The organism is Fictibacillus nanhaiensis, from assembly GCF_023715445.1.
Taxonomy (GTDB): Bacteria; Bacillota; Bacilli; order Bacillales; family Fictibacillaceae; genus Fictibacillus; species Fictibacillus nanhaiensis_D.
Map to the genome: position 1 here is coordinate 1 of NZ_JAMBOD010000006.1, position 26667 is coordinate 26667.

At 40.0% G+C, this 26667-nt stretch carries 32 protein-coding genes and 1 pseudogene; 14 read left to right on the forward strand and 19 right to left on the reverse strand.

From position 1 onward, the window contains the following. Nucleotides 1–157: 157 nt before the first annotated feature. From M3196_RS15290 to M3196_RS15300, 3 genes and pseudogenes are all read right to left on the reverse strand, one after another. Nucleotides 158–1900 (reverse strand): ABC transporter ATP-binding protein, encoded by a 1743-nt coding sequence (locus M3196_RS15290; protein ID WP_251323187.1) that lies wholly within the window; start codon nt 1898–1900, stop codon nt 158–160. A 235-nt stretch (nt 1901–2135) separates the two neighbouring features. After that, nucleotides 2136–2663 (reverse strand): nucleoside tri-diphosphate phosphatase, encoded by a 528-nt coding sequence (ntdP, locus tag M3196_RS15295; RefSeq protein ID WP_251323188.1) that lies wholly within the window; start codon nt 2661–2663, stop codon nt 2136–2138. A gap of 363 nt (nt 2664–3026) precedes the next feature. Further along, a pseudogene (locus M3196_RS15300) lies at nt 3027–3227 on the reverse strand (gamma-type small acid-soluble spore protein); the annotation flags it as partial. A 141-nt stretch (nt 3228–3368) separates the two neighbouring features. On the opposite strand from M3196_RS15300, the gene M3196_RS15305 reads away from it, so the two are divergent. Further along, complete coding sequence (locus M3196_RS15305) at nt 3369–3593, forward strand: hypothetical protein (RefSeq protein WP_251323190.1); 225 nt, start codon at nt 3369–3371, stop codon at nt 3591–3593. Here the strand turns inward: M3196_RS15305 and M3196_RS15310 are convergent. Genes M3196_RS15310 through M3196_RS15325 form a run of 4 tightly spaced genes read right to left on the reverse strand, consistent with a single transcriptional unit; the run spans nt 3580 to nt 5992 of the window. Next, the gene (locus M3196_RS15310) at nt 3580–3846 is read right to left on the reverse strand and encodes a hypothetical protein (RefSeq protein WP_251323191.1); all 267 of its coding nucleotides are present in this window, start codon (nt 3844–3846) and stop codon (nt 3580–3582) included. The genes M3196_RS15305 and M3196_RS15310 overlap by 14 nt on opposite strands. Next, nucleotides 3812–4567: an SDR family NAD(P)-dependent oxidoreductase gene (locus M3196_RS15315; protein WP_251323192.1), complete on the reverse strand. Its 756-nt coding sequence runs from the start codon at nt 4565–4567 to the stop codon at nt 3812–3814. The genes M3196_RS15310 and M3196_RS15315 overlap by 35 nt, the downstream gene beginning before the upstream one ends. Next, nucleotides 4564–5676: an A/G-specific adenine glycosylase gene (mutY, locus tag M3196_RS15320; RefSeq protein ID WP_251323193.1), complete on the reverse strand. Its 1113-nt coding sequence runs from the start codon at nt 5674–5676 to the stop codon at nt 4564–4566. The genes M3196_RS15315 and mutY overlap by 4 nt, the downstream gene beginning before the upstream one ends. Before the next feature lies 1 nt (nt 5677). Further along, on the reverse strand, nt 5678–5992 hold the full coding sequence (locus M3196_RS15325) for a hypothetical protein (protein ID WP_251323194.1): 315 nt from the start codon (nt 5990–5992) through the stop codon (nt 5678–5680). 38 nt (nt 5993–6030) lie between these two features. On the opposite strand from M3196_RS15325, the gene M3196_RS15330 reads away from it, so the two are divergent. Further along, nucleotides 6031–7032, forward strand: a complete 1002-nt coding sequence (locus M3196_RS15330) for a metal-dependent hydrolase (RefSeq protein ID WP_251323195.1) — start codon at nt 6031–6033, stop codon at nt 7030–7032. A 14-nt stretch (nt 7033–7046) separates the two neighbouring features. Here M3196_RS15330 and M3196_RS15335 read toward each other — a convergent pair whose 3' ends face one another. Continuing rightward, a complete protein-coding gene (locus M3196_RS15335) occupies nt 7047–7313 on the reverse strand; it encodes a YfhJ family protein (RefSeq protein WP_251323196.1) in 267 nt (88 codons plus the stop codon). A 101-nt stretch (nt 7314–7414) separates the two neighbouring features. On the opposite strand from M3196_RS15335, the gene sspK reads away from it, so the two are divergent. Together sspK and M3196_RS15345 are read left to right on the forward strand one after the other, a co-directional pair. After that, nucleotides 7415–7570 carry a small, acid-soluble spore protein K gene (gene sspK, locus M3196_RS15340; protein WP_251323197.1) on the forward strand — a complete coding sequence of 52 codons (156 nt, stop codon included), beginning with the start codon at nt 7415–7417 and terminating at the stop codon, nt 7568–7570. Nucleotides 7571–7609: 39 nt separating this feature from the next. After that, nucleotides 7610–7777 carry a YpzG family protein gene (locus M3196_RS15345; protein WP_251323198.1) on the forward strand — a complete coding sequence of 56 codons (168 nt, stop codon included), beginning with the start codon at nt 7610–7612 and terminating at the stop codon, nt 7775–7777. Between the two features lie 239 nt (nt 7778–8016). Here M3196_RS15345 and M3196_RS15350 read toward each other — a convergent pair whose 3' ends face one another. Further along, the gene (locus M3196_RS15350) at nt 8017–8322 is read right to left on the reverse strand and encodes a YfhH family protein (protein WP_251323199.1); all 306 of its coding nucleotides are present in this window, start codon (nt 8320–8322) and stop codon (nt 8017–8019) included. A 60-nt stretch (nt 8323–8382) separates the two neighbouring features. Between M3196_RS15350 and M3196_RS15355 the strand changes: the two genes are divergently transcribed. Next, nucleotides 8383–9063 (forward strand): SDR family oxidoreductase, encoded by a 681-nt coding sequence (locus M3196_RS15355; protein ID WP_338082957.1) that lies wholly within the window; start codon nt 8383–8385, stop codon nt 9061–9063. Here the strand turns inward: M3196_RS15355 and recX are convergent. The 3 genes from recX to M3196_RS15370 all read right to left on the reverse strand — a co-directional run bounded on the left by recX (nt 9050) and on the right by M3196_RS15370 (nt 12647). Then, nucleotides 9050–9865, reverse strand: a complete 816-nt coding sequence (recX, locus tag M3196_RS15360) for a recombination regulator RecX (protein ID WP_251323201.1) — start codon at nt 9863–9865, stop codon at nt 9050–9052. The genes M3196_RS15355 and recX overlap by 14 nt on opposite strands. Nucleotides 9866–10341: 476 nt before the next feature. Next, nucleotides 10342–10548 carry a YbdD/YjiX family protein gene (locus M3196_RS15365; RefSeq protein WP_251323202.1) on the reverse strand — a complete coding sequence of 69 codons (207 nt, stop codon included), beginning with the start codon at nt 10546–10548 and terminating at the stop codon, nt 10342–10344. After that, complete coding sequence (locus M3196_RS15370; protein ID WP_251323203.1) at nt 10545–12647, reverse strand: carbon starvation CstA family protein; 2103 nt, start codon at nt 12645–12647, stop codon at nt 10545–10547. Before M3196_RS15370 ends, M3196_RS15365 begins: the two co-directional genes overlap by 4 nt. 105 nt (nt 12648–12752) lie before the next feature. Between M3196_RS15370 and M3196_RS15375 the strand changes: the two genes are divergently transcribed. From M3196_RS15375 to M3196_RS15395, 5 genes are all read left to right on the forward strand, one after another. Then, nucleotides 12753–13646 carry a TIGR01777 family oxidoreductase gene (locus tag M3196_RS15375; protein WP_251323204.1) on the forward strand — a complete coding sequence of 298 codons (894 nt, stop codon included), beginning with the start codon at nt 12753–12755 and terminating at the stop codon, nt 13644–13646. Between the two features lie 30 nt (nt 13647–13676). Continuing rightward, nucleotides 13677–14807, forward strand: coding sequence for an amidohydrolase (locus M3196_RS15380; protein WP_251323205.1), 1131 nt, complete (start codon nt 13677–13679; stop codon nt 14805–14807). 251 nt (nt 14808–15058) lie between these two features. After that, nucleotides 15059–15619 (forward strand): GNAT family N-acetyltransferase, encoded by a 561-nt coding sequence (locus M3196_RS15385; protein ID WP_251323206.1) that lies wholly within the window; start codon nt 15059–15061, stop codon nt 15617–15619. A 375-nt stretch (nt 15620–15994) separates the two neighbouring features. Continuing rightward, nucleotides 15995–16132: a YfhE family protein gene (locus M3196_RS15390; RefSeq protein WP_251323207.1), complete on the forward strand. Its 138-nt coding sequence runs from the start codon at nt 15995–15997 to the stop codon at nt 16130–16132. A 121-nt stretch (nt 16133–16253) separates the two neighbouring features. Then, a complete protein-coding gene (locus M3196_RS15395; protein WP_251323208.1) occupies nt 16254–16418 on the forward strand; it encodes a YfhD family protein in 165 nt (54 codons plus the stop codon). 230 nt (nt 16419–16648) lie between these two features. Here M3196_RS15395 and M3196_RS15400 read toward each other — a convergent pair whose 3' ends face one another. The 5 genes from M3196_RS15400 to M3196_RS15420 all read right to left on the reverse strand — a co-directional run bounded on the left by M3196_RS15400 (nt 16649) and on the right by M3196_RS15420 (nt 21668). After that, nucleotides 16649–17212, reverse strand: a complete 564-nt coding sequence (locus M3196_RS15400; protein WP_251323209.1) for a maltose acetyltransferase domain-containing protein — start codon at nt 17210–17212, stop codon at nt 16649–16651. A gap of 20 nt (nt 17213–17232) precedes the next feature. Further along, nucleotides 17233–18591 carry a 23S rRNA (uracil(1939)-C(5))-methyltransferase RlmD gene (gene rlmD, locus M3196_RS15405; RefSeq protein ID WP_251323394.1) on the reverse strand — a complete coding sequence of 453 codons (1359 nt, stop codon included), beginning with the start codon at nt 18589–18591 and terminating at the stop codon, nt 17233–17235. Nucleotides 18592–18740: 149 nt separating this feature from the next. Next, nucleotides 18741–19553: a delta-lactam-biosynthetic de-N-acetylase gene (gene pdaA / locus M3196_RS15410; protein WP_251323210.1), complete on the reverse strand. Its 813-nt coding sequence runs from the start codon at nt 19551–19553 to the stop codon at nt 18741–18743. 151 nt (nt 19554–19704) lie between these two features. Continuing rightward, complete coding sequence (locus M3196_RS15415; protein WP_251323211.1) at nt 19705–21252, reverse strand: fumarate hydratase; 1548 nt, start codon at nt 21250–21252, stop codon at nt 19705–19707. 224 nt (nt 21253–21476) lie between these two features. Next, nucleotides 21477–21668, reverse strand: a complete 192-nt coding sequence (locus tag M3196_RS15420; RefSeq protein ID WP_251323212.1) for an SE1561 family protein — start codon at nt 21666–21668, stop codon at nt 21477–21479. 157 nt (nt 21669–21825) lie between these two features. Between M3196_RS15420 and yfkAB the strand changes: the two genes are divergently transcribed. Together yfkAB and M3196_RS15430 are read left to right on the forward strand one after the other, a co-directional pair. Continuing rightward, the gene (gene yfkAB, locus M3196_RS15425) at nt 21826–22944 is read left to right on the forward strand and encodes a radical SAM/CxCxxxxC motif protein YfkAB (protein ID WP_251323213.1); all 1119 of its coding nucleotides are present in this window, start codon (nt 21826–21828) and stop codon (nt 22942–22944) included. Nucleotides 22945–23043: 99 nt separating this feature from the next. Then, complete coding sequence (locus tag M3196_RS15430; protein ID WP_077364763.1) at nt 23044–23361, forward strand: winged helix-turn-helix transcriptional regulator; 318 nt, start codon at nt 23044–23046, stop codon at nt 23359–23361. Between the two features lie 45 nt (nt 23362–23406). Here M3196_RS15430 and M3196_RS15435 read toward each other — a convergent pair whose 3' ends face one another. Both M3196_RS15435 and M3196_RS15440 read right to left on the reverse strand, forming a co-directional pair. After that, nucleotides 23407–24249 (reverse strand): YfkD famly protein, encoded by an 843-nt coding sequence (locus M3196_RS15435; RefSeq protein WP_251323214.1) that lies wholly within the window; start codon nt 24247–24249, stop codon nt 23407–23409. 129 nt (nt 24250–24378) lie between these two features. Then, a complete protein-coding gene (locus M3196_RS15440; protein WP_251323215.1) occupies nt 24379–24765 on the reverse strand; it encodes an OsmC family protein in 387 nt (128 codons plus the stop codon). An 89-nt stretch (nt 24766–24854) separates the two neighbouring features. On the opposite strand from M3196_RS15440, the gene M3196_RS15445 reads away from it, so the two are divergent. Both M3196_RS15445 and M3196_RS15450 read left to right on the forward strand, forming a co-directional pair. Further along, complete coding sequence (locus M3196_RS15445) at nt 24855–26033, forward strand: MFS transporter (RefSeq protein ID WP_251323216.1); 1179 nt, start codon at nt 24855–24857, stop codon at nt 26031–26033. A 125-nt stretch (nt 26034–26158) separates the two neighbouring features. After that, nucleotides 26159–26608, forward strand: a complete 450-nt coding sequence (locus M3196_RS15450; protein ID WP_251323395.1) for a TlpA disulfide reductase family protein — start codon at nt 26159–26161, stop codon at nt 26606–26608. Nucleotides 26609–26667: the final 59 nt, after the last annotated feature.

The window sequence follows — 26667 nt, forward strand, 5'->3', positions numbered from 1 at the left end:
CAGGGTTACTTGGTGACGTCCTTCAGTAGAATGCTTAGATAACATGTATATTTCTCCCCTCAAACATTATCTAATTTAATTCTACAATAAAAAAAGCTTGTAGACATATACTTTGTCTACAAGCTGAGACTGGTTTTCACCAGTCTTTCATATCCTATTAACTTAATTGCTGAACGGTAAACAAATCATAATATGGTCCTTGTTTTTCCATCAGTTCTTTGTGTTTACCCATTTCGACGATCTTCCCATGATCGACAACGATAATCCGGTCAGCGTGTGTAATTGTTGATAATCGATGAGCGACAATAAATGTCGTTCTATCTTTCGCGAGCTTCTCCAGCGCTTCTTGAATAAGATGCTCACTTTCTAAATCAAGAGCAGATGTCGCTTCATCTAAAATAAGAATAGGAGGATTTTTAAGGAAAACTCTTGAGATCGCGACACGCTGCTTTTGTCCGCCGGAAAGCTTTACGCCCCGCTCCCCTATTTTTGTGTCGTAGCCATTGGGAAGATTCATAATAAAATCATGAGCATTCGCCGCTTTAGCTGCTGCAATCATTTCTTCATCAGAGGCCTCAGGGTTCCCCATAAGAATGTTTGCCCGGACAGATTCGCTGAATAAAATATTATCCTGGAGAACCATCCCAATTTTATCACGCAAACTTCTCACCTGAAAATTTCGGATATCCGTTCCATCTAGCTTAATACTGCCTTCTGTTACATCGTAAAATCTCGGAATCAGACTAATTAACGACGACTTTCCTCCCCCGCTCATTCCAACGAGCGCAATCGTTTCCCCAGCTGCGACAGATAACGAGACATTATGCAGTACATCCGCTTCTTCCTCATTGTATGAAAACGAGACATTTTCAAATTCCAATGCTCCTTTTACAGAATTAAGAGGTTTAGCCCCAGGTGAATCCTCAATATCATAAGTTTCATCCAAAAACTCAAACATTCTATCCATTGAAGCGATCGATTGTGTAAGAGTCGTTGATGAATTCACAAGTCGTCTTAATGGATTATAAAGTCTGTCCATATAAGCAACAAAAGCTACTAAGGCTCCTATGGTTATATTCCCTGTGATAGCCTGATAAGTTGCGAATCCGATAACAAGAAGCGGAGCTATATCAGTAACAGTGTTTACGACAGAAAAAGTTTTAGCGTTCCACTTCGTATGATCCATGGCCCGGTTTAAAAATTTTGTATTCCGCTTATCAAACTGAATTTGCTCGTGATCTTCTAGAGCAAAACTACGGATAACTGACATCCCCTGTACACGTTCATGAAGGTGCCCCTGTACTTCCGCAAGTGCCTGTGAACGATCTTTTGTGAGCTGCCTTAGACGGGCATAAAAAAATTTTACTGAGAACGCGTAAACCGGCAGCATCGATAAAGCAACGATTGTCAGCCAGAAATCCATAGAAAACATAATAGCAGCAGCAATAATAATGGTTGCCATGTCGAGCCAAACATTCATAAGTCCAGTGATTACGAACGTTTTTGTCTGCTCAACATCGTGAATCACCCTGGAGATGATTTCACCTGACTTATTGTTCGAATAAAACCGAAGACTCAACCTTTGAATATGATCGAACATTTTATCACGAATATCATACAGAATCTTACTGCCGACCCATTGTGCGTAATATTGTCTCCAATATTCAATAGGCGGTCTGAAAACAACAAAAATGATTGCAGCGCCGCCCATCAGCCAATATAGCTTATTCATTTTTTCATCTAGAGGCAGTGGGGTTTGAATGATGTCATCAACCACATATTTTAAGATGAGCGGTGTTAATAACGGAATCCCGAATTTAGCAAGTCCGATCAAAATCGTCCAGAAAATCTGCCATTTGTAGGGTTTTACAAAAGCTAAATAACGCTTAATACTATCCATGCACATCACACCATTCTGTATTCATAAAGGAAACTTGGCTGATGCCAAGCCTTTTTCGTCAGCCTTAGTTGAACTTATACTTTTTTCCTAAACTTGTTTGCTACGTCGTTTCTTATACCGTTAACAAGGTATAGTTTCTAAAAAGTGAAAAAAGAAAACTTGGCGGAGGCCAAGTTATCTCTTATTAATGAGTAAAAAAAGGATAACCTGCTGACAATACAACAGGTTTTCCTTTTTATCTAAATTCTAAATATCTTTCATACCATTGTTCCACAAACCCAGGTTCAAAAGGTCCCTTTTTTTGTGTAACCATCAAGATTAGTTCTTGAAGATTTTTTTGGATGATCGCATCCAGCTGACTCGGATACCTCATCATTCTTTTATGAAGTTCATATTCATCTTCATCTAATAAGATATAAGTTCCATCTGGAAAGACTTTGATATCTAAATCATAATCGATATACTTCAATGCTTCCTTGTCCCACATAAATGGTGAACCTAAGTTGCAGTAATAATAAATGCCATCTTCCCGTATCATGCCGATCACGTTAAACCATTGCTTGGAATTGAAATAGCAAATAGCAGGCTCTCTTGTCCGCCACTGACGTCCATCAGATTCGGTAACCAGGATCCGGTCGTTACCGCAGATAACCTGACTTGGAGTCCCCTTTAAAATGACTGTATCTTCCCAGTTACGGTGCAGATAGCCATTATGTTTGTAGCTTTGAATATTGATTATACTTCCGGTTGCAGGAAAACTCATCTCTCTCTCCTTTCTGCCCGAGTTCCGGAAGCTAATGTTACCTATTGAGTTTTTTAACTCTCCTTCCTTGAAACCATTTGTCGGTAATTCACCAGCTCCATGTTTAAACCTCGTTCTACAATTTGATTTTTTATTCCCGATTCATTGCCTTCTTACAAAACACGCTTTTTTTCTCTACTTTATTATATCGTTTTAAGAATAGTTTGGAAATGTACTTGTCCCTGTTTTTTAAAATCAAGCGCCTTTTTTATAATAATTCCACTCTAAATAGTATTCCCATCGGTTATGTATAGAAAACGTATGGATTAAAAACCAAAAAATGCCCCCTAGTTATTAGGGAGCATTTCTGGATAGAGGTTATTGTTGTTGGCCTTGTTGACCTTGTTGACCTTTACGTTGTTGAGACTGTTGGTTTTGCTGACGAACTTGTTGAGCGTTAGTTTCGCTGCCAAATTCAGTCCCGAACTGACCAGCACCAGAAGCAGACTGAGCGTTTTGCTGTCTCACTTGTTGTGCATTTGTTTTTGAAGCTTGTTGTTGTTGTTGTTGTTGTTGTTTGTCCATGTTTTTCACCTCCACGAAATATAATTTACCCGGGGATGCAGTGTTTTATTAGGATTTTTTTTATTATATATTTCCAGTATTAAAAGATTAAAAAATGGGGGATAAATGAATGATTACACTAATTTAAGGAGGGATTAAATCATGTATGTAGGACGAGATATGACCGAACTAAGCATGACAAGCAAGAATGAATGGAAAGACGAAGAACTTGCCTATTTTCATCATTCACTCCAGCAGATGGCCCCTTATTTAAACGAAGAAGGAACAAGTATACACAGAGAAATCATTAAGGAAATTGAGGCAAGAGGCGGTTTGAAACGCGGCGAAGCCGATTGGACACACGGAACGGAGATTAAATACGATTGAGGAAGATGAACCCCAGCGAGCTGGGGTCTTTTTTTGATCGCAACCGAGCATAAAACTTCCTGAACGCGCATAAAACTTCCTGAACGCGCATAAAACTTCCTGAACGCGCATAAAACTTCCTGAACGCGCATAAAACTTCCTGAACGCGCATAAAACTTCCTGAACGCGCATAAAAACAAGCCCCTGCGCTCTGCTGGGGCTTGTTTTTCCTGTTTTTATTAAAAATTGCTATAAGACTGCCCGCCGTCGACATTCAGCGTGCTTCCTACAACCCATGAAGCCTTCTCTGACGCTAAAAACACAACAACATTCGCAATTTCTTCCACTTTACCGAATCGGCCGGCAGAAATATGTTCCTCGACAAAAGCATTAATTTTTTCTGGATCTTGTTCCAATCTTTTTTGCCAGTTGCCAGTTTCATGCAGAATTGATCCTGGAGCAACACCGTTCACACGAACACCTTTTGAGATCATCTCATCTCCAAATGATTTTGTGAAAGAAATTAAGGCAGCTTTACTTGCATTATAGGTCGGCTTTCCGCCTGATTCCCTGCCAAAGATCGATGAAATATTAATGATTGCTCCCCCTTCAGCATTCGTAATCATTACTTCAGCGGCTCTTCTACTCAAGTCTACTGCTGATAAGAAATTCAGATGGATCGCTTCTTCAAACTGTGCCATATTTGTCTCCATGACTGTCGAACCGTTGCTTCCGCCAGCATTATTAACAAGAACATCAATCGTGCCGAACTTTTCTAAAAAGGCACTCATCACACGATCGCGATCCTCTCCGTTTGTAACATCCCCTTGAAAAATTTCAATGCCATCTTTTTGTGCTGCTTCTAAATCCCTTAAGTCTCGCCCTACGATTCCTACTTTTGCACCTTCTTCTAAAAACGCATAAGCAATCGCTTGGCCGATTCCTTTTGATCCGCCTGTTACGAGTACTGCTTTACCTTCCAGTTCTAAATTCATATCAATAATGCCTCCTTTACAAGCCGGATAATTTTTTGATGGGAAACAGGAAACGGATACTGATCAAGCTCGTCCACAGTAACCCATTTCCATTCCGGCGGCAGCTCTCCGGGATACTTTTCAATTTTTCCTTGCCATATATTGATTTCCCATTTCAAATGGGAAAAAACATGTTCAATATAACCTGCCTTGTCTTCAAAAACAGCTTGAACCGCAATTTCATCTAAGTATCCATTCAGCGCCTCGGTTTCGGCATTTTTGTTTTCTCCAAGATATTCCGTATTGGGAAATTCCCACATGTTTGCGAGCAATCCTTCTGATGGCCTTTTATGAATGAGCAAACGCCCATCTTTTCCAACTAAAATCCCTGCTGCCACCTTTGCTTTTCTGACTTTTGTTTTCCCAAGTTTAACAGGGAGCACGTTCTGTTTCCCTTCTTCAAAACCTTTGCAAAGCTCCCGCATGGGACATAGCAAACAAGCTGGAGATTTAGGGGTACATATAAGGGCACCAAGTTCCATCATTCCCTGATTAAAGGAAGAAGGGTCCTCATGAGAAATCAGTTCACGAACTGCATTTTCAAACAGCACCCTGGTTTTGGGCTTGCTGATATCTTCTTCAATTAAGAGTATCCTTGATAAAACACGCATGACGTTTCCATCAACAGCAGGCTCTGGTATACCGTAAGCAATACTTAAAATGGCTCCTGCGGTATAAGGACCCACACCTTTTAAACCTGCAATATCCCGTGGTGTGTCAGGCACTTTTCCTCCGTAAGATTCACATACTTCTCTTACTGCGGTTTGTAAGTTTCGAACTCGGGAATAATATCCTAGACCCTCCCAAGCTTTGAGTACTTTTTCTTCATCGGCGTAAGCAAGATCTTGAAGAGTCGGAAAAAGACTTGTGAACCGTTCGAAATAAGGTATAACAGTGTCTACTCTGGTTTGCTGAAGCATGATTTCGGATACCCAAACCCGATAGGGATCCTGATTTGCACGCCAAGGCAAGGTACGTTTATTTTCATCGTACCAGTTGAGTAATTGCTCCTGAAATTGTTTCACATATGGAACTTCGAGGGAAAATAAAGTATTACTTGTGGTGGTCAATTTACAACTCTTCCTTTACGTTCATTTTTTCAAACGCCCAGCAGTGAATTTTTTCTGCTCCCCCTGATAAAAATGGGAAAAGCTTTGAAAATACAGGATGTTCAGAGGACGTACGGTTTTCTTTTATCGATTGATAAAGCTCATTATCTCTCACATTAAAACATTCAACATAAAGTGATGGCTGATCTGCCGCTCGATACCATTGAATATCAGCAGCACCAAGGTTCTTAAGCTCGCTAATCACAGATGGCATTTCTGCCTCATATGATTGAAGTGTCTCTGGAATTACTTTATACTCCATAAAAACTGTTAACATATAACTTTCACTCCATTCCTACATAGGAGGTGGTCGCCTTGGATACAGGCACACATATCGTGATGGGGTTGGGATTAGGCGGATTAGCCATGCTGGACCCCGCAATAGCGAATGATCCAGCGACATCCCAAGCCATACTTGCCGGGACACTAGTCGGTTCCCAGGCTCCTGATTTTGATACTATTTTAAAACTAAGAAACAACGCAGTCTACATTCGTAATCACAGGGGTCTTACCCATTCCCTGCCAGCATTAATTATCTGGCCGCTTTTATTATTCGGTATCCTATCATTATTTGTACCGCAGGCGGATAGCGGAAAGTTATTGCTCTGGACCGCTATAGCCGTATTTCTTCATGTTTTTGTAGACATTTTCAACGCATACGGCACACAGGCATTATATCCAATATCAAAAAAATGGATAGCACTAGGCGTGATCAGTATCTTTGATCCATTTATCTTTTTCCTTCATATTGCAGGGCTTCTTCTTTGGTATGTTGGTGCAGATCCTGGGTATACGTTCTTAGCCGTATATATCATCCTTGTTTTTTATTACATCTGGCGTATCCTCGCACGTCAAAAAGTGAATAAAATTGTTTTAGAAAAAATACCAGAAGCAGAAGAAATATATGCAAGTCCAACAATCCGATGGGGACAATATCACCTTGCTATTAAATCAAAGCATGAATTTTTTGTTGCAGGCTTAAAGAACGGGAAAGTGACAGTGTGGGATACATTTGACCGGCTCCCAGTTCCTGAATCAGAAGTTATCGATGCTGCAAAATTGGATAAAAACATCTCAGCATTCTTATCCTTTTCCCCTGTCCACAGATGGGAAATTGAAAAGAACGATCACGGCCATATGGTTCAGTTTATTGATCTTCGTTACCGAAGCAAAGGTCATTATCCCTTCGTGGCCATGGTTCAGCTTGACGAGAATCTAAACATTATTACCTCATATACGGGATGGGTCTATTCTGAAGACCGTTTAAAGAAGAAAATGGATTTTTCTCCGATGGATCTTATAAACAACAACGAATAAGTAAAGAGACGGGCTTAGTTTACAGGCCCGTCTTTTTTAATGAAACGTTGAAATTTCGGATTGCTTGAGAAGTATTCATGCAGCTTATGACCATATGAATTAATGAGCTGAGCAACCATTTTCTCTGTAACATCTTGCCCTTCATATTCCCAGCCGGCTTTTGCCCGGGTCGATTCAAAATCTTCCCATAAACCTTCCACCCATTCCCTTGACTCTTGATAACTCAGGCCAGGGTTCACTTTTTGAAGCTGTTTCGCCAGTCTGTCAAAACGCTCTTCCATTTTTCTCCCTCCTTATCCAATTTTTAAAGAAAGTCCCGTCACATAAAGGTTTCTATAACGTTTCATACTAGGTTAGAACCGATTAAAAGGAGGTAAAACAAATGAGAAACAAAGCCAAAGACTTCCCTAATCGGATCTCCTTCTCAGGTGAGCCGAGAGCAAAAGAAGAATTTTCTTCTAAACGGCCAGATGGAACCATTCGTGACCATCCGCAGGAACGAATGTTTTTATCCAATCAACACCGAGATGACCAGTAACTCTTGCGGTTATGAATTTCATTCTGGGGGGTGTATCAGATGAACAAAAAACAGTACTTTAAATCAACTCTGTTTAATGGAAAATATTCTGACCCCTTTCACTCACCGCGTGCCAATTCGAAGCATGCGTACAATCAGGTGAATGGGGAGACCCAGCAAGCATTAAATAATTATGTGCTTGAAATTCAAACACGTAAGCGTTCATAGTGACGAATAAAGAAGCGGTCCTGTTATCGCTTCTTTATTTATGCCGGTTTTTCTTATACCTTTGTTGCTCTTGAAAGTGGTTGATCTTCGTTCCAGGTCGCTCCCTTTCCGCGGGGCGTGCGGTGAGCCTTCTCGACGCTTTGCACCATTAGAAGTCTCATCTGTCCCGCTGCTCCCGCAGGAGTCTCGCACCTTCCACTACAATCAACTTGTCGAAGTAGTCTTTTGTAAAACCTTAGTTATTCTAGTACTGAAATAGGCAATGCCTCTAATGTACTCTGTTTATTTTTATATCCCCAGGCAAAAATACCATTTAAGTACAAAACAGAGAATGTAGATCCTGGATCTCCTTGTATACCGTATTCTTTTCCGCTTTCAATAGACGAAGGATCCATTAAATAGCATTTTGCCATTGCTATTTTGCGTTCATAAACAGCGTACTCACTTACCATGCCCATTTGTTCTGCTTTTTGTGCTTTTGCCCGTAAAGAAGCAATTTCAGCCCTTATTTCAGACTCTGTCATTTCACTAAACCTTTTTTCCATTTGAATCTTTCCTCTCTTTTCTGTACGCTGTATCTGGATGAAAAACCTGATTACATAGGAGTGATTACCTTGAATAAAACTGTCATTATTACAGGCGGAGGTTCAGGTCTTGGTCTTGCCTTAGCCCGCCAATACAATAAAGAATTTAATATATGCCTTCTCGGGCGTACGGAAGCAAAACTGCAAGAAGCAGTACAAACCCTTTCACAAAAAGGTAACCGAGTTTTTTATAAAGTTTGTAATGCTGCTGACTATGAACAAATACAAACCGTTTTGAGAACTGTATTTGAAGAAGAAACTGTACATCTTTTAATCAACAACGCTGGCATTGGCGTTTTCGAGCCCCTGTATTCATTAACAAGAGCTGATATTGAAGGCATGGTCGAAACGAATGTGTATGGTACGATCTACCCCTCACAAGCAGCTTTCCCATATTTTAAAAAACAGGGCTTTGGAAAAGTTATGAACATTATCTCAACTGCTGGATTAAGAGGCAAAGTGAATGAATCAGTATACTGCGCAACGAAGTTTGCCGTGCGCGGTTTTACAGAAAGCCTCGTTAAAGAATGGGAAGGTACAAATATATTCCCAACGGCTGTCTATATGGGAGGCATGGATACCCCGTTTTGGGATGAGACTGACCATATTAAAGACCGGTCCCGGCTAAAGTCTCCTGATACTGTTGCTGAATTGATTTTCAGCCAGGATGATAACCGTTCTGAAATTTTTATAGATCGTTAATTTCTTCACCATTCAGCAATTCAGAAATTACAGATGAATCGAAGCCCTTGCTGTACAAAAAACGCTTCATGCGTGACTCGTACTCGTACCCGTTATATTTTTTGTACTTTTGATGCGCTTTTCTCGCATGAACAAGCAGGGCTTCTTTTTCCTCTTCAGGAGTTTGACTGATTTTTGCTTCCTGAAATGCCATTTCAATTACTTCCCATGTAAATCCTTTTTGCTGAAGCTGCTGAGCGATCTTTTGCTTTTGTTCTTTTTCTGATCGTTTCGCACTGCTCCTGAATTGCTTTTGAATAAACTTCACGGAAGCCTCAAGCTGTTCTTCATAAGTGAACTGATTCAGTGCTTCTTCCGTATGACTCTCACCGATTCCTTTTTTCTTCAGTTCCTGGCGTATTGCGCCCGGTCCCTTAAAAGAAGTATTCATACGGCTTTTCACAAAAGAATCCGCAAAAGTTTTGTCATTAACAAAATCGTATTCTGATAATTTATTCATTACTCTTTTGATCGTGGTTTCAGGAACCTCTTTTTTCTCCAGATAGGCCTCTATTTCATGTACTGTCCGCATACGGTAAGATAAAAAATGAAGGGCTTTGTTAAATGCTTTCCGATATTGATCTTCCTCAATAATCTCTTCCCACTCATCTTCATTGATCTCCATACCTTTTTGCAGCTGAAACTTTATTAAAACATCAGCATCTACACTAAAGGCAAACTCTTCTTTTGTTCCTTTTTTTAAAAAAACATTAAATCGATCATCATTTTTTTGCTGAGCAGAAATCCTTGTTATAACAGCCATCTACCCACCTTCTTTCATCCATTAGTGTACCATAATTTCTAATTTTAGTGGCCAGGTAAACCTCTTTGTTGTGTGTACGGAAACCTGTCTTCCGTGTAATATCAACGAAAGGCTGTTTTCGTAAACTTTGTTGTTCTTAGAAGTGGTTGAATTCCGTTACAGGATGCTCGCTTTCCGCGGGGGTAAGGTGAGCCCGTTCGAAGATAATTAAAGATACTGAGTCAGAGAAGCATATTGCTCCTGCGTCTCCAAGATAATTCTATCGAAGAGGGCTTCCTCGTCGCATGCCTTACGGGAAGGCTACTCAGGTGGTTGGCACGCACCTTGAACTCTAATCAACTTGTCAATGAAGGCACTTTACAAAAATAACCTAAAAGCAACAACCTTTTAGAAAAGAGCCCAACGAAAAAAGCATCCTCCCTATTAGAGAAGATGCTTTATCGTCGAAAGTGCAGCCTGCACTTGTTTGTAGCTTATCAACAGCGTTTTGCGTTTGCACCATATTTATTTTCAAGTAAATCCGCAAAGAACTCTTTCTCAGTTGGCGGCTTTTGTTCAGGATGATTTTTCTCCAAATGCTTCACATAAGCTTGGTAGTCAGGCAGGTTTGATATTCCCTTTCCAATATAAAAAATCACTTGAAAGATACTTCTCACCCATTCCCAAGCGGCTTTAAAACTCATGAAACCTCACCAAGCTTTGTTTGTACAAAAGGCTCTTCAGAAGTTTCTAAAGGTTTATCGCTCTTGATCGCTTTATACCAAATTCTCAATGCATCAATGAGGACACCTAAAATAAGAAGCATAAAGATAGCAGTTAAATAAGCGTTAAGCGTGTTATTAAAAACCAGTTTTTCAGCCGCTTCAATTGATGGTACTGTCGGCGGCAGGTTACCGCTTGCTGCAGCTTCCTTCATAACTTCTGCCTGTTTTAAGAAACCAATCTTTGGAATATCGGAGAAGATCTTTTGCCATGCTGCATAAAAAGTTACAATCATTAACCAAGCAAGCGGAACAAGTGTAACCCAAACAAACTTCTTTTTACCCATCTTCAAAATAACCGTTGTCGCCACAATCAGAGCTATTGCGGCTAACATTTGGTTAACGATACCGAACAATGGCCAAAGCGTGTTGATGCCACCTAGCGGATCTGTTACACCTACTACTAAAAAGTAGCCCCAGCCAGCCACTACTAATGCACTCGTAAAGTATACTGCAGGCATAGAATCTGTCTTACGAAGCGGCTTAAATACTTGTCCAAGCAGATCTTGGAGCATAAACCGTCCCACACGTGTACCTGCATCTATGGTAGTCAAAATAAATACAGCTTCAAATAATATCGCAAAGTGGTACCAGAAGGCCATCAATTGTGGTCCTCCGATTACTTGCGAAAAGATTTGCGCGATCCCGACAGCAAGGGATGGAGCTCCCCCTGTACGGGATAGAATGGACTCTTCATCTACATTTTTAGCAAGTTCATTGATTTCATCAGCTGAAACCGTAAAGCCCCATGACGAAATCGTTGATGCGGCAGTCGCTACATCTGGTCCTATGGCAGCCCCTGGTGAATTAATTGCAAAATAGATTCCAGGAGTCAAAAGCGTTGCAGCTACCATCGCCATAATTGCAACAAAGGATTCTGTAAGCATACCTGCATATCCAATCATAGGAGCATGCTGCTCATTTGCTATTAACTTAGGTGACGTACCAGAAGAGATTAGTGCATGGAAACCAGAAATAGCTCCACAAGCAATGGTAATAAACAGAAACGGAAATAGATTACCTGCGAATACAGGCCCTGTTCCATCAATAAATTTAGTGAGTGCAGGCATCTGAATTTCTGGCATTACAATCAAAATACCTAATGCCATCATTCCGATTACCCCTACTTTTAAAAATGTACTTAAATAATCTCGAGGTGCTAAAAGCATCCATACAGGAAGAACGGACGCTAAGAAACCGTAAATGATCAGCATCCACGCCAATGTTTCACCATCAAATGTGAAAAGAGGTGCCAACGTTGGAGAATCAGCAACCCACTGTCCGCTGATCAATGCAAAAATTAATAAAACAAATCCAATAATAGATGCTTCTCCAACTCTTCCGGGCCTTATGTATCGCATATAAAAGCCCATAAACAAAGCAATTGGAATCGTCATGGCAATCGTATAAGTTCCCCACGGACTGGATTTTAGTGCATTAACTACAACCAATGCGAGTACGGCAATTAAAATAATCATAATAGCAAAAACACCGATTAAAGCTAAAATACCTCCAACTGGTCCTATTTCTTCTTTCGCTATCTGACCAATTGATTTACCTCTTCTTCTCATGGAAATGATTAAAATTACAAAGTCCTGAACCGCTCCAGCTAATACTGCTCCGACGATAATCCATATCGTACCAGGCAAGTATCCCATTTGAGCAGCCAGTGTTGGACCCACAAGCGGACCGGCTCCAGCGATCGCTGCAAAATGATGGCCATATAACACCCATTTGTTTGTTGGTACATAATCTTTTCCATCAGCGTATCGTTCAGCCGGTGTAGCATTATTTTTGTTAAGACTGAAAATTTTCGTTGCAATAAAACGTGCATAAAAACGGTAAGCAATAGCATACGTACACAAAGAAGCAACAACAAACCAAATAGCATTAATCTTTTCGTCTCTCTGCAAAGCTATGATGGAAAGAGCAATACCTCCAGCCAGCGCTATCCCGATCCAAAATAGCGCTTTCAAAAACGGATTCTTTTTCTTTGCAGGTAAGTTTCTCTGAAGCTCCATACGCGTTCTCTCCTCCTCAATAATGGTACTATAATATGTACAAGATGAATTATAACAAATATTCTAAATTTTTAAATAACAATTATTTGATTGAGGTGGAATTTATTGAAAAATATTTTAATAACTGGAGGAACAGGTTTCGTAGGAAGGCATTTGTCAAAACATTTAACAGCACAAGGAAATGAAATTTATATACTCACAAGAAGTGACAGAAAAACAAAGGAAAAAAGTATTCATTATGTAAAATGGATGAACGGTCAGCAGCCAGAACTTCCATCTATTGATGCAGTTATTAACCTCGCTGGAGAATCAATCAATGGAAGATGGACCGATGAGAAGAAGAAGGCAATTTTAAACAGCCGTTTAAAAGTAACAGAAGAATTATTACAACTGGTTGCAAAGATGCAGGAAAAACCGGCCGTTTGGGTCAACGCATCTGCCATCGGCTATTACGGGACATCCAAAACAGATATTTTCACAGAGCAAACAACAAAACACGGAAACGATTTTTTAGCAGAAGTAGTCAAAGCATGGGAAACGAAAGCAAGTGAAGCTGAAACACATGGCTGCAGAACCGTATTTACCCGTTTCGGTCTTATATTAGGAAGGGACGGAGGCGTACTTCCTCAACTTTCTTTTCCGTATCGCTTTTTTGCAGGAGGAACTGTAGGCTCAGGTGTTCAGTGGGTATCGTGGGTTCATGTTGAAGATGTTGCACAGCTAATAAAAGAATCCATTGAAAAAGAGCAATATGCAGGTCCAGTTAACGTTACCGCTCCAAACCCTGTCACCATGAAAGAGTTCGGTCAAGTTACAGGAGACGTTATGCACAGACCACATTGGCTCCCAGTCCCGTCCATTGCATTTAAGCTCTTATTTGGAGAAATGAGCATGCTGATTCTAAAGGGGCAGCAAGTCCTCCCTGAAAAAGCTTTAGACGCAGGCTACACTTTTAAATATCCTCACCTGAAGGGGGCTTTACATGATTTGTTACAATGATAATAAAAACAATTTATCAGGTGACAAAGAATGAAAAAATTAATTCAAAAAGCAAAAGTTTACCCTATAACAAGCAATGAGCTTGAGCAAGGAGACGTACTAATCGAAAACGGCAAGATCATTGCTGTCCAAAACCATATAGAGCCTTCAGATGATATGGAAATCTTTGAAGCAGAAAATCTGCATCTTCTCCCTGGCTTTATTGATGTACATACACACTTAGGTCTCTATGATGAAGGTACTGGCTGGGCTGGAAATGACGCAAACGAAACTCATGAAGTTTTAACTCCCCATATCCGTGCCATTGATGGCTGTCATCCTCTTGATATCGCGTTTAAAGATGCTGTTAAATATGGTGTAACTACCGCTCATATCATGCCGGGAAGTGCAAATGTTATAGGGGGAACCACCTCTGTAATCAAAACACACGGGCATGATATCCGGAAGATGATCATCAAGGAAACAGCAGGATTAAAAATAGCACTCGGAGAAAATCCAAAACGGATTCATAGCGGCCGCCATAACGATTCCATTACTAGAATGGGGATTATGGGAATGCTCCGGGAAGCATTTTATCAAGCCATGGATTCCGCCTATCAGGATAACTTGCGTGTTGCACCTATTGCAGCAGCATTAAAACGAGAGATCCCGGTCCGTATTCATGCACATCGAGCAGATGACATCTTATCCGCCATCCGTTTTGCAGAAGAATTTAATCTTGATTACCGGATTGAGCATTGTACCGAGGGACACCTAGTTGCAGATTCGCTTAAAGATTTAAATCTTAAGGTAAGTGTCGGCCCAACTTTAACGCGTAAATCAAAAATTGAATTAAAGAACAAAACGTGGGACACGTATCGTATACTATCTGAAAATAATGTCGAAGTTTCGATTACGACGGATCATCCTTATATCCCGATTCAATATTTAAATGTTTGTGCAGCCATCGCCGTCCGCGAAGGACTAAGCGAGAAAAAGGCACTTGAAGGCATCACCATTGCACCTGCCAGGAACCTTGGAATAGCGAATCGTGTCGGAAGTATCGAACCTGGAAAAGATGCTGATCTATCCCTTTGGACAGAGCATCCGTTCCACTTTTCAGCAGCCCCTGTAATGACCATGATTGACGGAGAAATAATTTACAAAAAATCAACAAAATAACTATTTTCTTTTTTAGAAAAATGTCTTATGATACAAGAAGAGCAACATGCGGATCACATTGATCCGGTTTAACTATAAAGTGCTCTTCTGTATACCAAAAATTATTTTCATAAATTAAATATTGAGCAAGGGAAGGCAATTGGTGCGCCACCAGCTATGACTGGTCCTAGTGGGTTCGATTCCCACCCCGAATTAATTTTTATTCTTAATTCGAGGGTGGGGGATAATTCTGCCCTCTAGGAGGGATTAAATTGTTGAAAAAGCGTGATTTATCAGAGAGTCATGTTCTTTACAATTTAATGGTGCACCCAGACGTCTTCCCTTTTGTACGGCAAAAAGCTGCTTCTTTTGAGGAATTTATGTTCCTGACGAAGCAAACGATCGAGGAAGAAGACCAAGGAAAAATCATTTCCAGAACAATTTTGGATGAATGGCATAATCCTATCGGCACCATTAATCTTTTCGATGTTCAAGATGGTTACGGCTTTCTTGGAACATGGATTGGTCAGCCATACTTTGGCAAGGGATATAACAATATAGCAAAAGAAGCATTCTTTTCTGAATTGTTTTATGAAAAGGATATTCATACGGTATTTATGAGAATCCGAAAGGTTAACATCCGCTCTCAAAAGGCTGCGGAAAAAATTCCTTATGTCACGCTTGCAAACGAGACACGCAAGGATATTTATGACCAGCTAAATCAAGGTGAGGAAATTTATAACCTTTATCAAATTGAAAAAGACAATTTCTTGATGCATCAGCTGCGTAACCAGCCGCTGGAAGTTGCAGAAGAACAATTAAAGGAAGCTTAACACACGAAACATGTTGATAAAGCTTGCACATACTAAGACCACCTTCATTTTGAAGGTGGTTTATTTAGTTGGTTGTTGCCGCAAACTTTGATGCTCTTGAAAGCAGTTGTTTTCCGTTACAGGATACTCGCTTTCCGCGGGGCGTGTGGTGAGCCTCCTCGGCGCTGTGCACCCATAGGAGTCTCACCTTCCAGGAAATGTGCTCCTGCGTCTGCAAGGAAAACAGTCGAAGCTTGTTCCTCGTCGCATGCCTTGCAGGAAGTATATCAGGTGGCTGGCACGCACCTTGCACTCCAATCAACTTGTCAATGAAGAGCATATCAAAAAATCTAAACAATGTTTTAGATTTGAACCATGAATTAGGAGGGCATTCTGATGAAAAGCAGCAAACGTGAAGCAAAAGAACGTAACAACGATTTAACGAAAACACAGGAAGTGATATACAAAGAAGAATTTAAATCTGCGGAATCAGTTGCGGAAACAAAAGAAATGACAAATGAAGACTATTCATAAATAGGTTGTTTCTTCCTGTATGGGGATTACCTATTCTGCACATTCTAAGTTCGAGGACAAGTTCCTCAAACGCTTTTGTTTTACGTTTCAAACATTGTAATATCTTTAAGGAGGTATTTGTGTGGAAAAACGTAACCGAAAGTCCCCATCGCACAACAATGCTAAAGCTTCACAAGCCAAAGGACTTGACGTCGAGTACTCAAGTGAATTGGCAGATCAGGACGATCTTGAAGCACAAGCACGTGCACAAGCCGCTGACCGACGCCAGAAAAACGGCCGTCGCTAAGTGCAAAAAGACCTGCTGGGATAGCAGGTCTTTTTTTAATATAAGAATTATTGTTTTCTTTATCCATTGTGGATAATGTTATTAACAGGCATGTGGATAATGTGTATAAATCCATTAATCATATAAGTAATTATGTGCAATTCTGTGCAAAAATTGTGAATTATACACAGAATCTGTGGAAAACCATGTGGATAGTGTGTATATTTCTGAATTTTAAAGTAATAAAATTATTATCTAACCTGCAGTGTTTTAATCACTTTAGCAGGATTACCTCCTACCACCACATGATCTGGTATATCTTTTGTAACCACTGCACCTGAAGCAACTACCGCATTGTTTCCAATCGTAACACCTGGATTGATAATTGCTCCTCCCCCAATCCAGACATTGTTACCAATTTTAACAGGTTTTCCAAATTCTCTTCCTGAGTTTCGTTCATCTGGATCTAATGGATGTGTTGCTGTATAGATGTGAACTCCTGGTGCCAGCATGCAGTTATTCCCAATACGAACTTCACAAACATCTAAAATCGTACAGTCAAAATTTGCAAAGAAGTTCTCTCCAACATGAATGTTATAGCCGTAATCACATCGAAATTTAGGTTCTACGCCAACGTTTTTACCGGTTGAACCAAATAATTTTTTGATTAATGAACTTCTTTTATCCCATTCTTCTTCAGTTGTTTCGTTATACTCTCTTGTCATTTTTCTTGCACTTGTCCGCTCTTTCATAAGCTGCTGATCATCTGGCCGATACATCTCTCCATTGATCATCTTTTCTTTTTCAGTACTCATGTAAACAGCTCCCTATTAGATTATTTTAATACTAGTGTACAAACAGCTTCCACCTGAGCGGTTTGCGGGAACATATCCACAGGAGTTACATTTTCAACTTCAAATCCGTTAGTTATCAACATGTGGACATCTTTTGCTAATGTTGATGGATTACAAGAAACATAAACCATACGTTTTGGCTTGATTCTTGCAACAGTTTCGAGAAAAGTCTGGTCACAGCCTGTTCTAGGTGGGTCTACTACAATTACATCGGGATGCCAGCCTTCTTTTACCCATTTCGGCATAAGCATCTCTGCTTTTCCGGTCTCGTAGTGTGCATTTGTGATTCCGTGTTTCTTAGCATTCTTTCTTGCATCTATAATGGATTCCTTAATAATGTCCATTCCTCTGACTTCTTTTGCATGCTTGGCGAGCCACATGCCGATCGTACCTGAACCGCAATATGCGTCAACTACCTTTTCTTCTCCGGATAACTTTGCTTGTTTTTTTACTTCGTCGTATAATTTGACGGTCTGTTGAGGATTCAACTGAAAGAAAGCTCGTGCTGACAACTCAAAACTTAGGTCTCTTAAATGTTCGGTGATGGTAACTTTACCAAAAAGTTCTTCTGTCTGATTCCCAAAGATCAGCGACGTTTTTTCTTCGTTTACGTTTTGAACGAAGGAAGTTATCTGTGGAAGCCGTTTTTTTACCTCGTCTATAAATAGTTTCTTTTTCGGAAAATCCTCTGTTGCCGTTACGATCGCAAGCTGAATTTCATCAGTACGAAATGCGGTTCTTACTACGATTGTACGAATGCTTCCAGTATGTTTTCTTTCGTTATATACAGATAGGTTCAAATCACGAATGATTTGTTTTACCTTATTCGTAACAATATTTGTATCTTCATGCTGAACAAGACAATGATCGATGTTGATCAGTTTATGAGTATTGCTGCTGTATAGCCCTGCAATCACAGTATCTTTATTAATTCCTACTTGGAACTGGGATTTGTTTCGATATGCCCAAGGTTCATCCATCCCTATCGTTTTACCTACTTGCAGCTGGTCTTTTGGGATTTTGGTATAACGTTCAAACGCTTGGATGACCATATCACGTTTTTCTTTTAGCTGAGCTGAATAAGACATATGTTGAACCTGACAGCCACCGCATGTCTCATAGATCGGGCAAAGCGGAGTTACTCTATTTTTGGATGCTTTTTTAATTTTTTTAATCTTGCCTTCCGCTCGATTTGGAAAGACTCTTGTAATTTCGACAAAAATATCTTCACCAGGTATAGCACCTGGAACGAAGACAACTTGCCGTTTATAGAATCCAATCCCTTCACCATTGATTCCAAGCCGCTTGATAGAAAGTGGAAACGTCTGGCCTATTTTCATGATTGGATTAACGCTGCTGTTTTTTTTCAAAATTCCTCACTCATTTCTTAGCTAAAAGTTGCTTTTCTTATTGTAGACGAAACTTGCGAGTTCTACCAATAAGAAAGGTGCAAATAAAAAAAGTACCTTTGTCTAATACAAAGGTACAATCAAGACTTAAACAATAATGGAGGTGCAGACCTTTTCAGCTGCAAGTCATCCAGGCTTTTAAATGTATAGCCTCTCTTCTGAAGTGCTTCTATCGTCGTTTCTAATGCCTCTGCATTATCTCTTGAAACAGTGTGAAGCAGCATGATACTTCCTGGGTGAATCTGTTTCATGATCTGGTTGTATGAATATTTCCAACCACGCTGTTTATTGGTTTCCCAATCTAGAAAAGCAAGCGACCAAAACACATGTGTATAGCCTTCTTCTTTTGCAAGCATGATCGTTCTTTCGCTAAACACACCTCTTGGCGGCCTAATATAATGCATATCCGTTCTTCCGGTTAGTTCCGTATATCTTAATTTTACTTTTTCAAGTTCATTCCTTAACCGGGCATCAGATACTTGTGTCAAATCTGGGTGATGATAAGAGTGATTCCCTACAATATGCCCTTCTTCAGCCATACGTTTTATTAGGTGAGGGTGTGTCTTCATAAATTGTCCGGTTACAAAAAAGGCAGCAGGTACTTTTTTTCTTTTCAATACATCCAGGACATCATCTGTATAACCGTTTTCATATCCATTGTCAAAGGTTAAATAAATGTCTTTCTTTGTTGCATCTCCGATAAAAAGGGCATCATATTTGTTAACGAGTTCCATAAACCTTTTATCAGTAATAGGAGGTGTTTCTTTCCCTTTTTTCTCAAAATACCATTCAAGCCTTTGATTGGATACTCCTCGTTGGGCATAAATAACATGTGATTGGGTTAAAAAAAGAATTGAAACCAATATCAGACACAGGAGCCGGTTGATTTTCATAAAAAATTTCCTCCTTCAAACGACAACCTATATCCTTATTGTGTTTTATTTGGCTAAAACCATGCTAGGGATATAAAGGAAACGGCTTCTGCCTCTTCCCATAAAAAAACCACAGTCCGAAAACCGAACTGTGGTAGTATAGACAAAACATTTATTTAAAAACCCGTTCTTTAAACTGCTCCAGCTTTTGAAGTGATGACTTTTCAACATGTTCGTGAAGGCTGTTTCCATGAGAGTCCATCGTAACAACGGCAGTAAATCCATTAACACGGATATGCCACATCGCTTCAGGAATACCGAATTCCATCAAATCGACACCTTCCACTTTTTCCATACGTTCAGCGTAATACTGTGCTGCCCCGCCAATCGCGTTCAAGTAAACACCGCCATGCTCTTTAAGAGCTGCCAATGTTTTTGGCCCCATGCCGCCTTTACCGATTACAGCACGGATACCAAACTTTTTCATGATATCACCTTGGTAAGGCTCCTCACGAATACTTGTCGTTGGTCCTGCAGCTTTTACAACCCAATTGCCCTCAGCGTCTTTCGCCATTACAGGTCCGCAATGATAGATGATCTGTCCGTTAAGGTCAATCGGAGCCGGATTATCCATAAGATGCTTATGAATCGCATCACGGCCTGTATGCATCATACCGTTGATCGTCACAACATCACCTACTTTTAATTCACGAATCTGTTCTTCTGTGATTGGGGCTTCCAAAGTAATACTTCTTGTTTTTTCTTCTTGTGTTTCTAAGGCCGCAGCAGCTTCTTTATCGGCTTTCGCGAAATCAATTTCTTCGCCTTCTTGGTACAGCCATTCTTGGATTTCCCCTGTTTCAGTGTTCAACTTTACACCTAAGCGGCGATATGCCCAGCAGTTATATGCCACAGAAACGAAAAAGCTTGCAGGAATACGGTTAATTACACCAATTTTACAGCCTAAAAGTGTTGTTTCCCCACCAAAGCCCATTGTTCCGATTCCAAGCTTATTGGCATTTTCCATTACATAATCTTCAAGCTTGCGAAGATTTTCATTCGGGTTCACATCATCCACGGAACGGAACAGCATTTCTTTAGCCAGCTCATATCCAGATGTGCGGTCTCCGCCGATTCCGACTCCAATAAAACCAGCACTGCAGCCTTGTCCTTGTGCTTGATAAACTGAGTGCATGATACATTTGCGAATCCCATCCAAGTCACGTCCCGCACGTCCTAATCCCTCTAACTCAGCAGGCAGACTGTACTGAATATTTTTATTCTCACAGCCGCCACCTTTTAAAATAAGTCGCGCATCAATATAATCTTCTTCCCATTGTTCGAACTTAATAACAGGAGTGCCTTCACCAAGGTTATCCCCACTGTTGTCTCCTGTTATAGAATCAACCGAGTTCGGGCGGAGCTTTGTATCTTTTGTTGCATCAGCAATCGCCTGGCGGATTGCTTTTTTCATTTTGATTTGGTTCACTCCTACCGGTACCTTGATCTTAAATGTAGGAAGACCCGTATCCTGGCAGATCGGTGAAACTTTCTCGTCTGCTTTTAAAATATTATCTGTAATCGTATCTAAAGACATCGCTGCACGAGTTCCTGCATTTTCTTTAAGCTTTGCTGCAAGAATGGCACGGCGAACGTCTTTCGGCAATTTCGTTGATGTTTCCACAATCAGCTTATACATGCTTTCCTGAAACTTTTCCATCTCTCCACTACCCCTTTATGACTTGCTGTTGTAAGCGTAATCAATTCTTATGTCCTATTATAATGGAAACTTGGCTGACGCCAAGCTTTTTTGTAAGCCTTAGTTGAACTTAAAACTATGGACCTAAACTTGTAGCCACGTCGATTTTCGGCATGTTAACAAGTTATCCTGTCTATAGTGTAACAAAAAAACCCGCTTCTTTAATAAAGAAACGGATTTCGAGCTTATTTTTCTTCCCAATCGTAACGAAATTGCTTACATTTTTCTTCTAGATCATCTAGCATTGAAATAATCCTGTCGATTTCATCAATCCCAGCTGTTTCAGCATCTATAGAATCTAACACATCAACTAATAAATCAATACGGTTTTTAATATATTCTTTTTGAGAGTATTTATCCTGAATAGAGTTACCCATGTTGATCTCTCCTTTCCATCCCTTCTACTTTAACAAGGCGAGACGCTTTTGCCAATATAAGATTAAGCTTTTGCCAACATAAGTTTTACTCCTTTTTCTTTACCAATTGTTCAGTTAAGATAAGTATTGTCCATTTTGGCATGAAGGAGACTTATTAATGGTTATAAAAACAGCATTAAAAGCGATCACCCCGGATTATGATCCGTGGGAAGCCTATTTAGATATAGACGAGCATCAGAAACTTCAGCTATCCAATATAGAAATTACGACAACAACACTCTGTAACATGCGCTGTGCACATTGTGCTGTCGGTTACACCCTGCAAACGAAAGACCCTGAACCGCTGCCACTGGAACTTGTCATCAAGAGGCTTGATGAGATTCCCCAATTAAGAGCGTTCAGCATAACGGGCGGAGAACCGATGCTTTCATTAAAATCGGTCAACAGCTACGTCGTTCCTCTTTTAAAATACGCTAAAGAAAGAGGGGCACGCACACAGATCAACTCAAATTTAACATTAGATTTAGCGCGTTACGAAAAAATTATTCCGTACTTGGATGTTCTTCATATTTCCCATAACTGGGGAACGCTCGAGGAATTCTCGGAGACCGGTTTTGCCATGATGGAAAAGAAACCATCTTTAAGCCAGCGAGAAGCTTATTTTTCGCGACTTACGGAAAACGCACGAGCACTCACAAAAGCAGGTGTTATGGTATCTGCTGAAACGATGCTAAACAAAAAGACTGTGCCCTACTTAAAAGATATACATGAACACATACTAGAAATGGGCTGTCAGCGCCACGAGATTCACCCGATGTACCCTAGTGATTTTGCCAGTACGCTTGAAACGATAACCTTGGATGAAATGAGGGAAAGCATTCACAAACTGCTCGATGTACGAGACAAGAAAACCTGGATGCTGTTTGGAACACTTCCTTTTTACGCATGCTCTGACAATAAAGAAGATCTCAGATTGCTGAAAAGACTTCAGACTGAGGAAAATGTGACCGTCAGAAATGATCCTGACGGCAGGTCTCGGCTTAACATCAATCTGTTTGACGGCCATATCATTGTTACTGATTTTGGTGATGCTCCTCCTCTTGGAAATATTAAGGATACAAGTTTGCTTAAGGCTTATGAAACCTGGAATGAATCTAAGCTTGCTAAAGAAATCGGGTGCCATTGTCCCGCTGTTAAATGTCTTGGTCCAAACGTACTTGTCAAACATTCTTATTATAAAGATACTGAATTTAACAGTAGAACATCAAAGCTTTAATGCAGTAAAAAGTTATAAACTTTACAAAAGTAAGTTTAAATCGTATAATAAAAGGCAAATATTAAACTGTAGTTTAAGCTTTATATAGAGGTGAATGGTATGGATTACAGCACAATGTGTCCTAAATATGAAGTAGCCATGGATATAATCGGTAAAAAGTGGACAGGACTCATCATTCGTGTTTTGATGGACGGTCCTAAACGTTTTAAAGATATTAAATCTCAAATTCCTGAGATGAGTGATCGTATGCTTACGGAACGCATGAAGGAATTGGAGTCTGTTGGAATCGTGAAAAGAAACGTTTACCCGGAGACACCTGTAAGAATCGAATATTCACTAACCGATAAAGGAAATTCATTAAAATCAATCATTAATGCGATACAAGACTGGAGTGAACAGTGGGTAGACCACTGTTAGTCTCTATCATAAGAAAAAGGACAGCCATCTAGACGCTGTCCTTTTTTACATATTACTTGTATGGAAACGGAATGATACATGGTCTTGGATTGGAATCCATGCTCCAATACCCTGTTGTGTAACGTTTTGAATAACGATTTGTCTTTTACCGCCTTTTAGAACAATGTAGACCTCTCCGTAAGTAACTCTGCCTCTTTCATTAACTGCTGGAACATAACTATACAAGTATCCGACCTGCTTTGGAGAAACGTGGTAAACATTTGGCTTTTTTGTTCCTGCTCCTACAGCTGTCTGAAACGCAAGCGGCAGTTTTGATTTTTCAGCTGCTGCAATAAGCATCATTTTTTGAACTGCCTCACTATTAGGAATTGACGCTGTTAAACCTCCGCTGACTTTTTTATGAGCGGTCTGGTTGTAATATAATTTCGCAACCGACTTTGCGCCTCTGTTATCCAGGCGGTTTAAATTAATTTGCTGATGCTCCCAGTTTACTGTAGTCTCCGTTGATTGATAAGAAAGCGGCCACTGTCCTAAGTAAATTTTCGCACGATACCAGAATGCCACTTTTGATGCATTGATGCTTGATTCGTTCAAAAGCCTGATTAAATCTGGATTCGTGATAGGAACATCAGATGTCATTAGCATTGCCTTTGCCAGCTTGCTCGGCTCCAGGTATGGAAGATCTTGCGCTGAGTTTGGATACGTATTTTCTTTTGATATGCTAAGCACTGAACCAGGAACTTTAATGTCTGCTTTTTTAACACTCTTTTCAGCTGCTTTTTCTGCTGTTTTTTCAGCCTGTTTTCCTGTGGTTTTTTCAGCTGCAAAAGCCTGGTTAGTCAAAGCAAAAAGCATAACAAATATGATAATAAAAATTCTTTGTCTCATAATATCCTCCTTTACCCCTATTTTTTTCTATCAGATAAAATTTATCCGCATACACGCCCCTCTTTCACTGGGGTATTGTTGGAAATAAAAATACCCCGATTCTAAAAAAGAATCGGGGCTGGCCGTTTTTTATGCCTGTAGTATTTCAAAGCTCTCTGTTATATGAATGCTGTCTTTAACAGACTGTACCATGGAACAATTTTTACGGGTTACTGCTAATGCTTTATTTATTTTTTCATCCGGAAGTTCATTCCCTTTTATTATGAAATGAAGGTGGATGGCTGACACTCTGTTTGCTTCTTTTTCATTGCGAGTCACTTTCGCCTGAACCTCAATGTTTTCATATGGCAATCTCATACGTTCTAACACTTTTCTTAAAACACCCCCGCTGCAAACTGCTACAGAGGATACAAGCAGCTGAAAAGGCCGAAAACCATGTTCTTCATTGCCGCTGATCTGCAAGGTACCGTATTCTACAGTTGTTTCAAAACCAATTTCGGTCATTTTAAATTCCATTGTACTCACACCTTTGGAAAAGTTTTTATTCAACTTTTAGCTGCATCCATTGTACAATGGTTTTAGTTTGTTTTGAAAAGGAGATGCTCATGCAGCTTTCAACTTATAGATTCTCTGTTTTAGTCAGCATTGTTTTTATTTCTGGTTTCGCACAAGGAATGTTATTGCCCTTGATTGCTGTTATTTTTGAACAGAACGGAACCTCAGCTTCTTTAAACGGTTTTCATGCCACTGCCCTATATATTGGAATTTTGATCGCTTCTCCGTTTATAGAAAAACCATTGCGCAAATTCGGCTATAAACCGTTAATCTTGACGGGTCTATTGGCTGTAATATTATGTTTTTCATTATTCCCGCTTTGGAAAGTATTTTGGTTTTGGTTTGTATTGAGACTCCTTATCGGCATTGGCGATCATATGCTGCATTTTTCAACTCAAACCTGGATAACTTCTAATAGCCCCGAGAGCAAGAGAGGTCGGAATATTTCACTATACGGAATTGCTTTTGGTGCAGGCTTCGGAATAGGCCCGTTAATGACAAAAATTCTTGAAGTAAACGAAAACCTGCCATTCTGGCTTGCAGCAATTCTTTGTTTGATATCCTTTTTATTAATGACATCCATCCGGAATGAAAAACCTGAAACGGAATCAGCACGAACGGCTGGTGTTACCGCTCTTTCGCGTTATAAAGATGTCTTTAAAATAGCATGGGTATCATTGCTTCCTCCGTTTGGTTATGGATTTTTAGAAGCTACTCTTCACGGTTCATTCCCTGTTTTCGCGCTTCGTAACGGCATAAGCCTTGATTGGGTTGCTGTACTATTGCCTGCCTTTGTATTAGGAAGTCTTGTTTTCCAGCTTCCTTTAGGAGTATTAAGTGACAAATATGGGAGAAAACCAATTCTAATTTTCTCTTTTGTTTCTGGTTTCTTTTCATTTTTAGCAACGTATTGGACGATGCACTCATTCTGGATACTCCTAGCACTATTCTTTATGTCAGGTATGTTTGTTGGTTCCATGTTCTCTCTTGGTATTGCATATATGAGTGATCTGCTTCCGAAATACCACCTTCCTGCAGGAAATATTTTAGCAGGTATCAGCTTTAGCATGGGAAGCATGGCTGGACCGCTGATCGGCGGTAGTTTTATAAGCTGGTTCGAAGGCGGTGCTTTCGTATTTGCTATATGCGGAATGCTGTTTGTACTTTGTGTGCCGATCATGTTTATGAAAAACCAGACTGCTGCTGAAGTACAAACAAAAACAGCCTGAGTTAAATAATTTTTTGTATTTTACCCATATTATGAAAGCAGGAATTTTGACTTTGAGTGGGCAATCTTTAAACTAGAATTAACGATACTCATACTATTTTGAATGATAAGGAGTAGATTTTTATGATGAGATTACGTTCAGACATGCCTGAACTAAACGGCGCTACAGAGTGGATTAATGGTGAAGTTTCAAAAAGCGACCTAGTTGGTGATAAACCAACGCTTATTCATTTCTGGTCAGTAAGCTGCGGTTTATGTAAAGAGGCAATGCCAAGTATTAATCAGTTCCGTGATGATTACAAAGATGAGCTGAACGTTATTGCAGTACATATGCCTCGTTCTGAAAAAGATCTTGATATTACACAGATAAAAGAAGTTGCTGCAGAACATGATATCACACAGCCGATTTTTGTAGACAATGACCATGCGTTAACAGATGTATTTGAAAACGAATATGTTCCTGCCTATTATGTATTTGATGCAGAAGGAAAACTTCGTCATTACCAAGCTGGCGGAGACGGAATGAAAATGCTGACAAAGCGTGTTAATCGTGTACTAGGAAAAGAAACAAAATAACTTGTTGATTCAGATAGCGAGAAGGTCGAGGAAATGAAGTTTTGAAGAACGGATAGTAT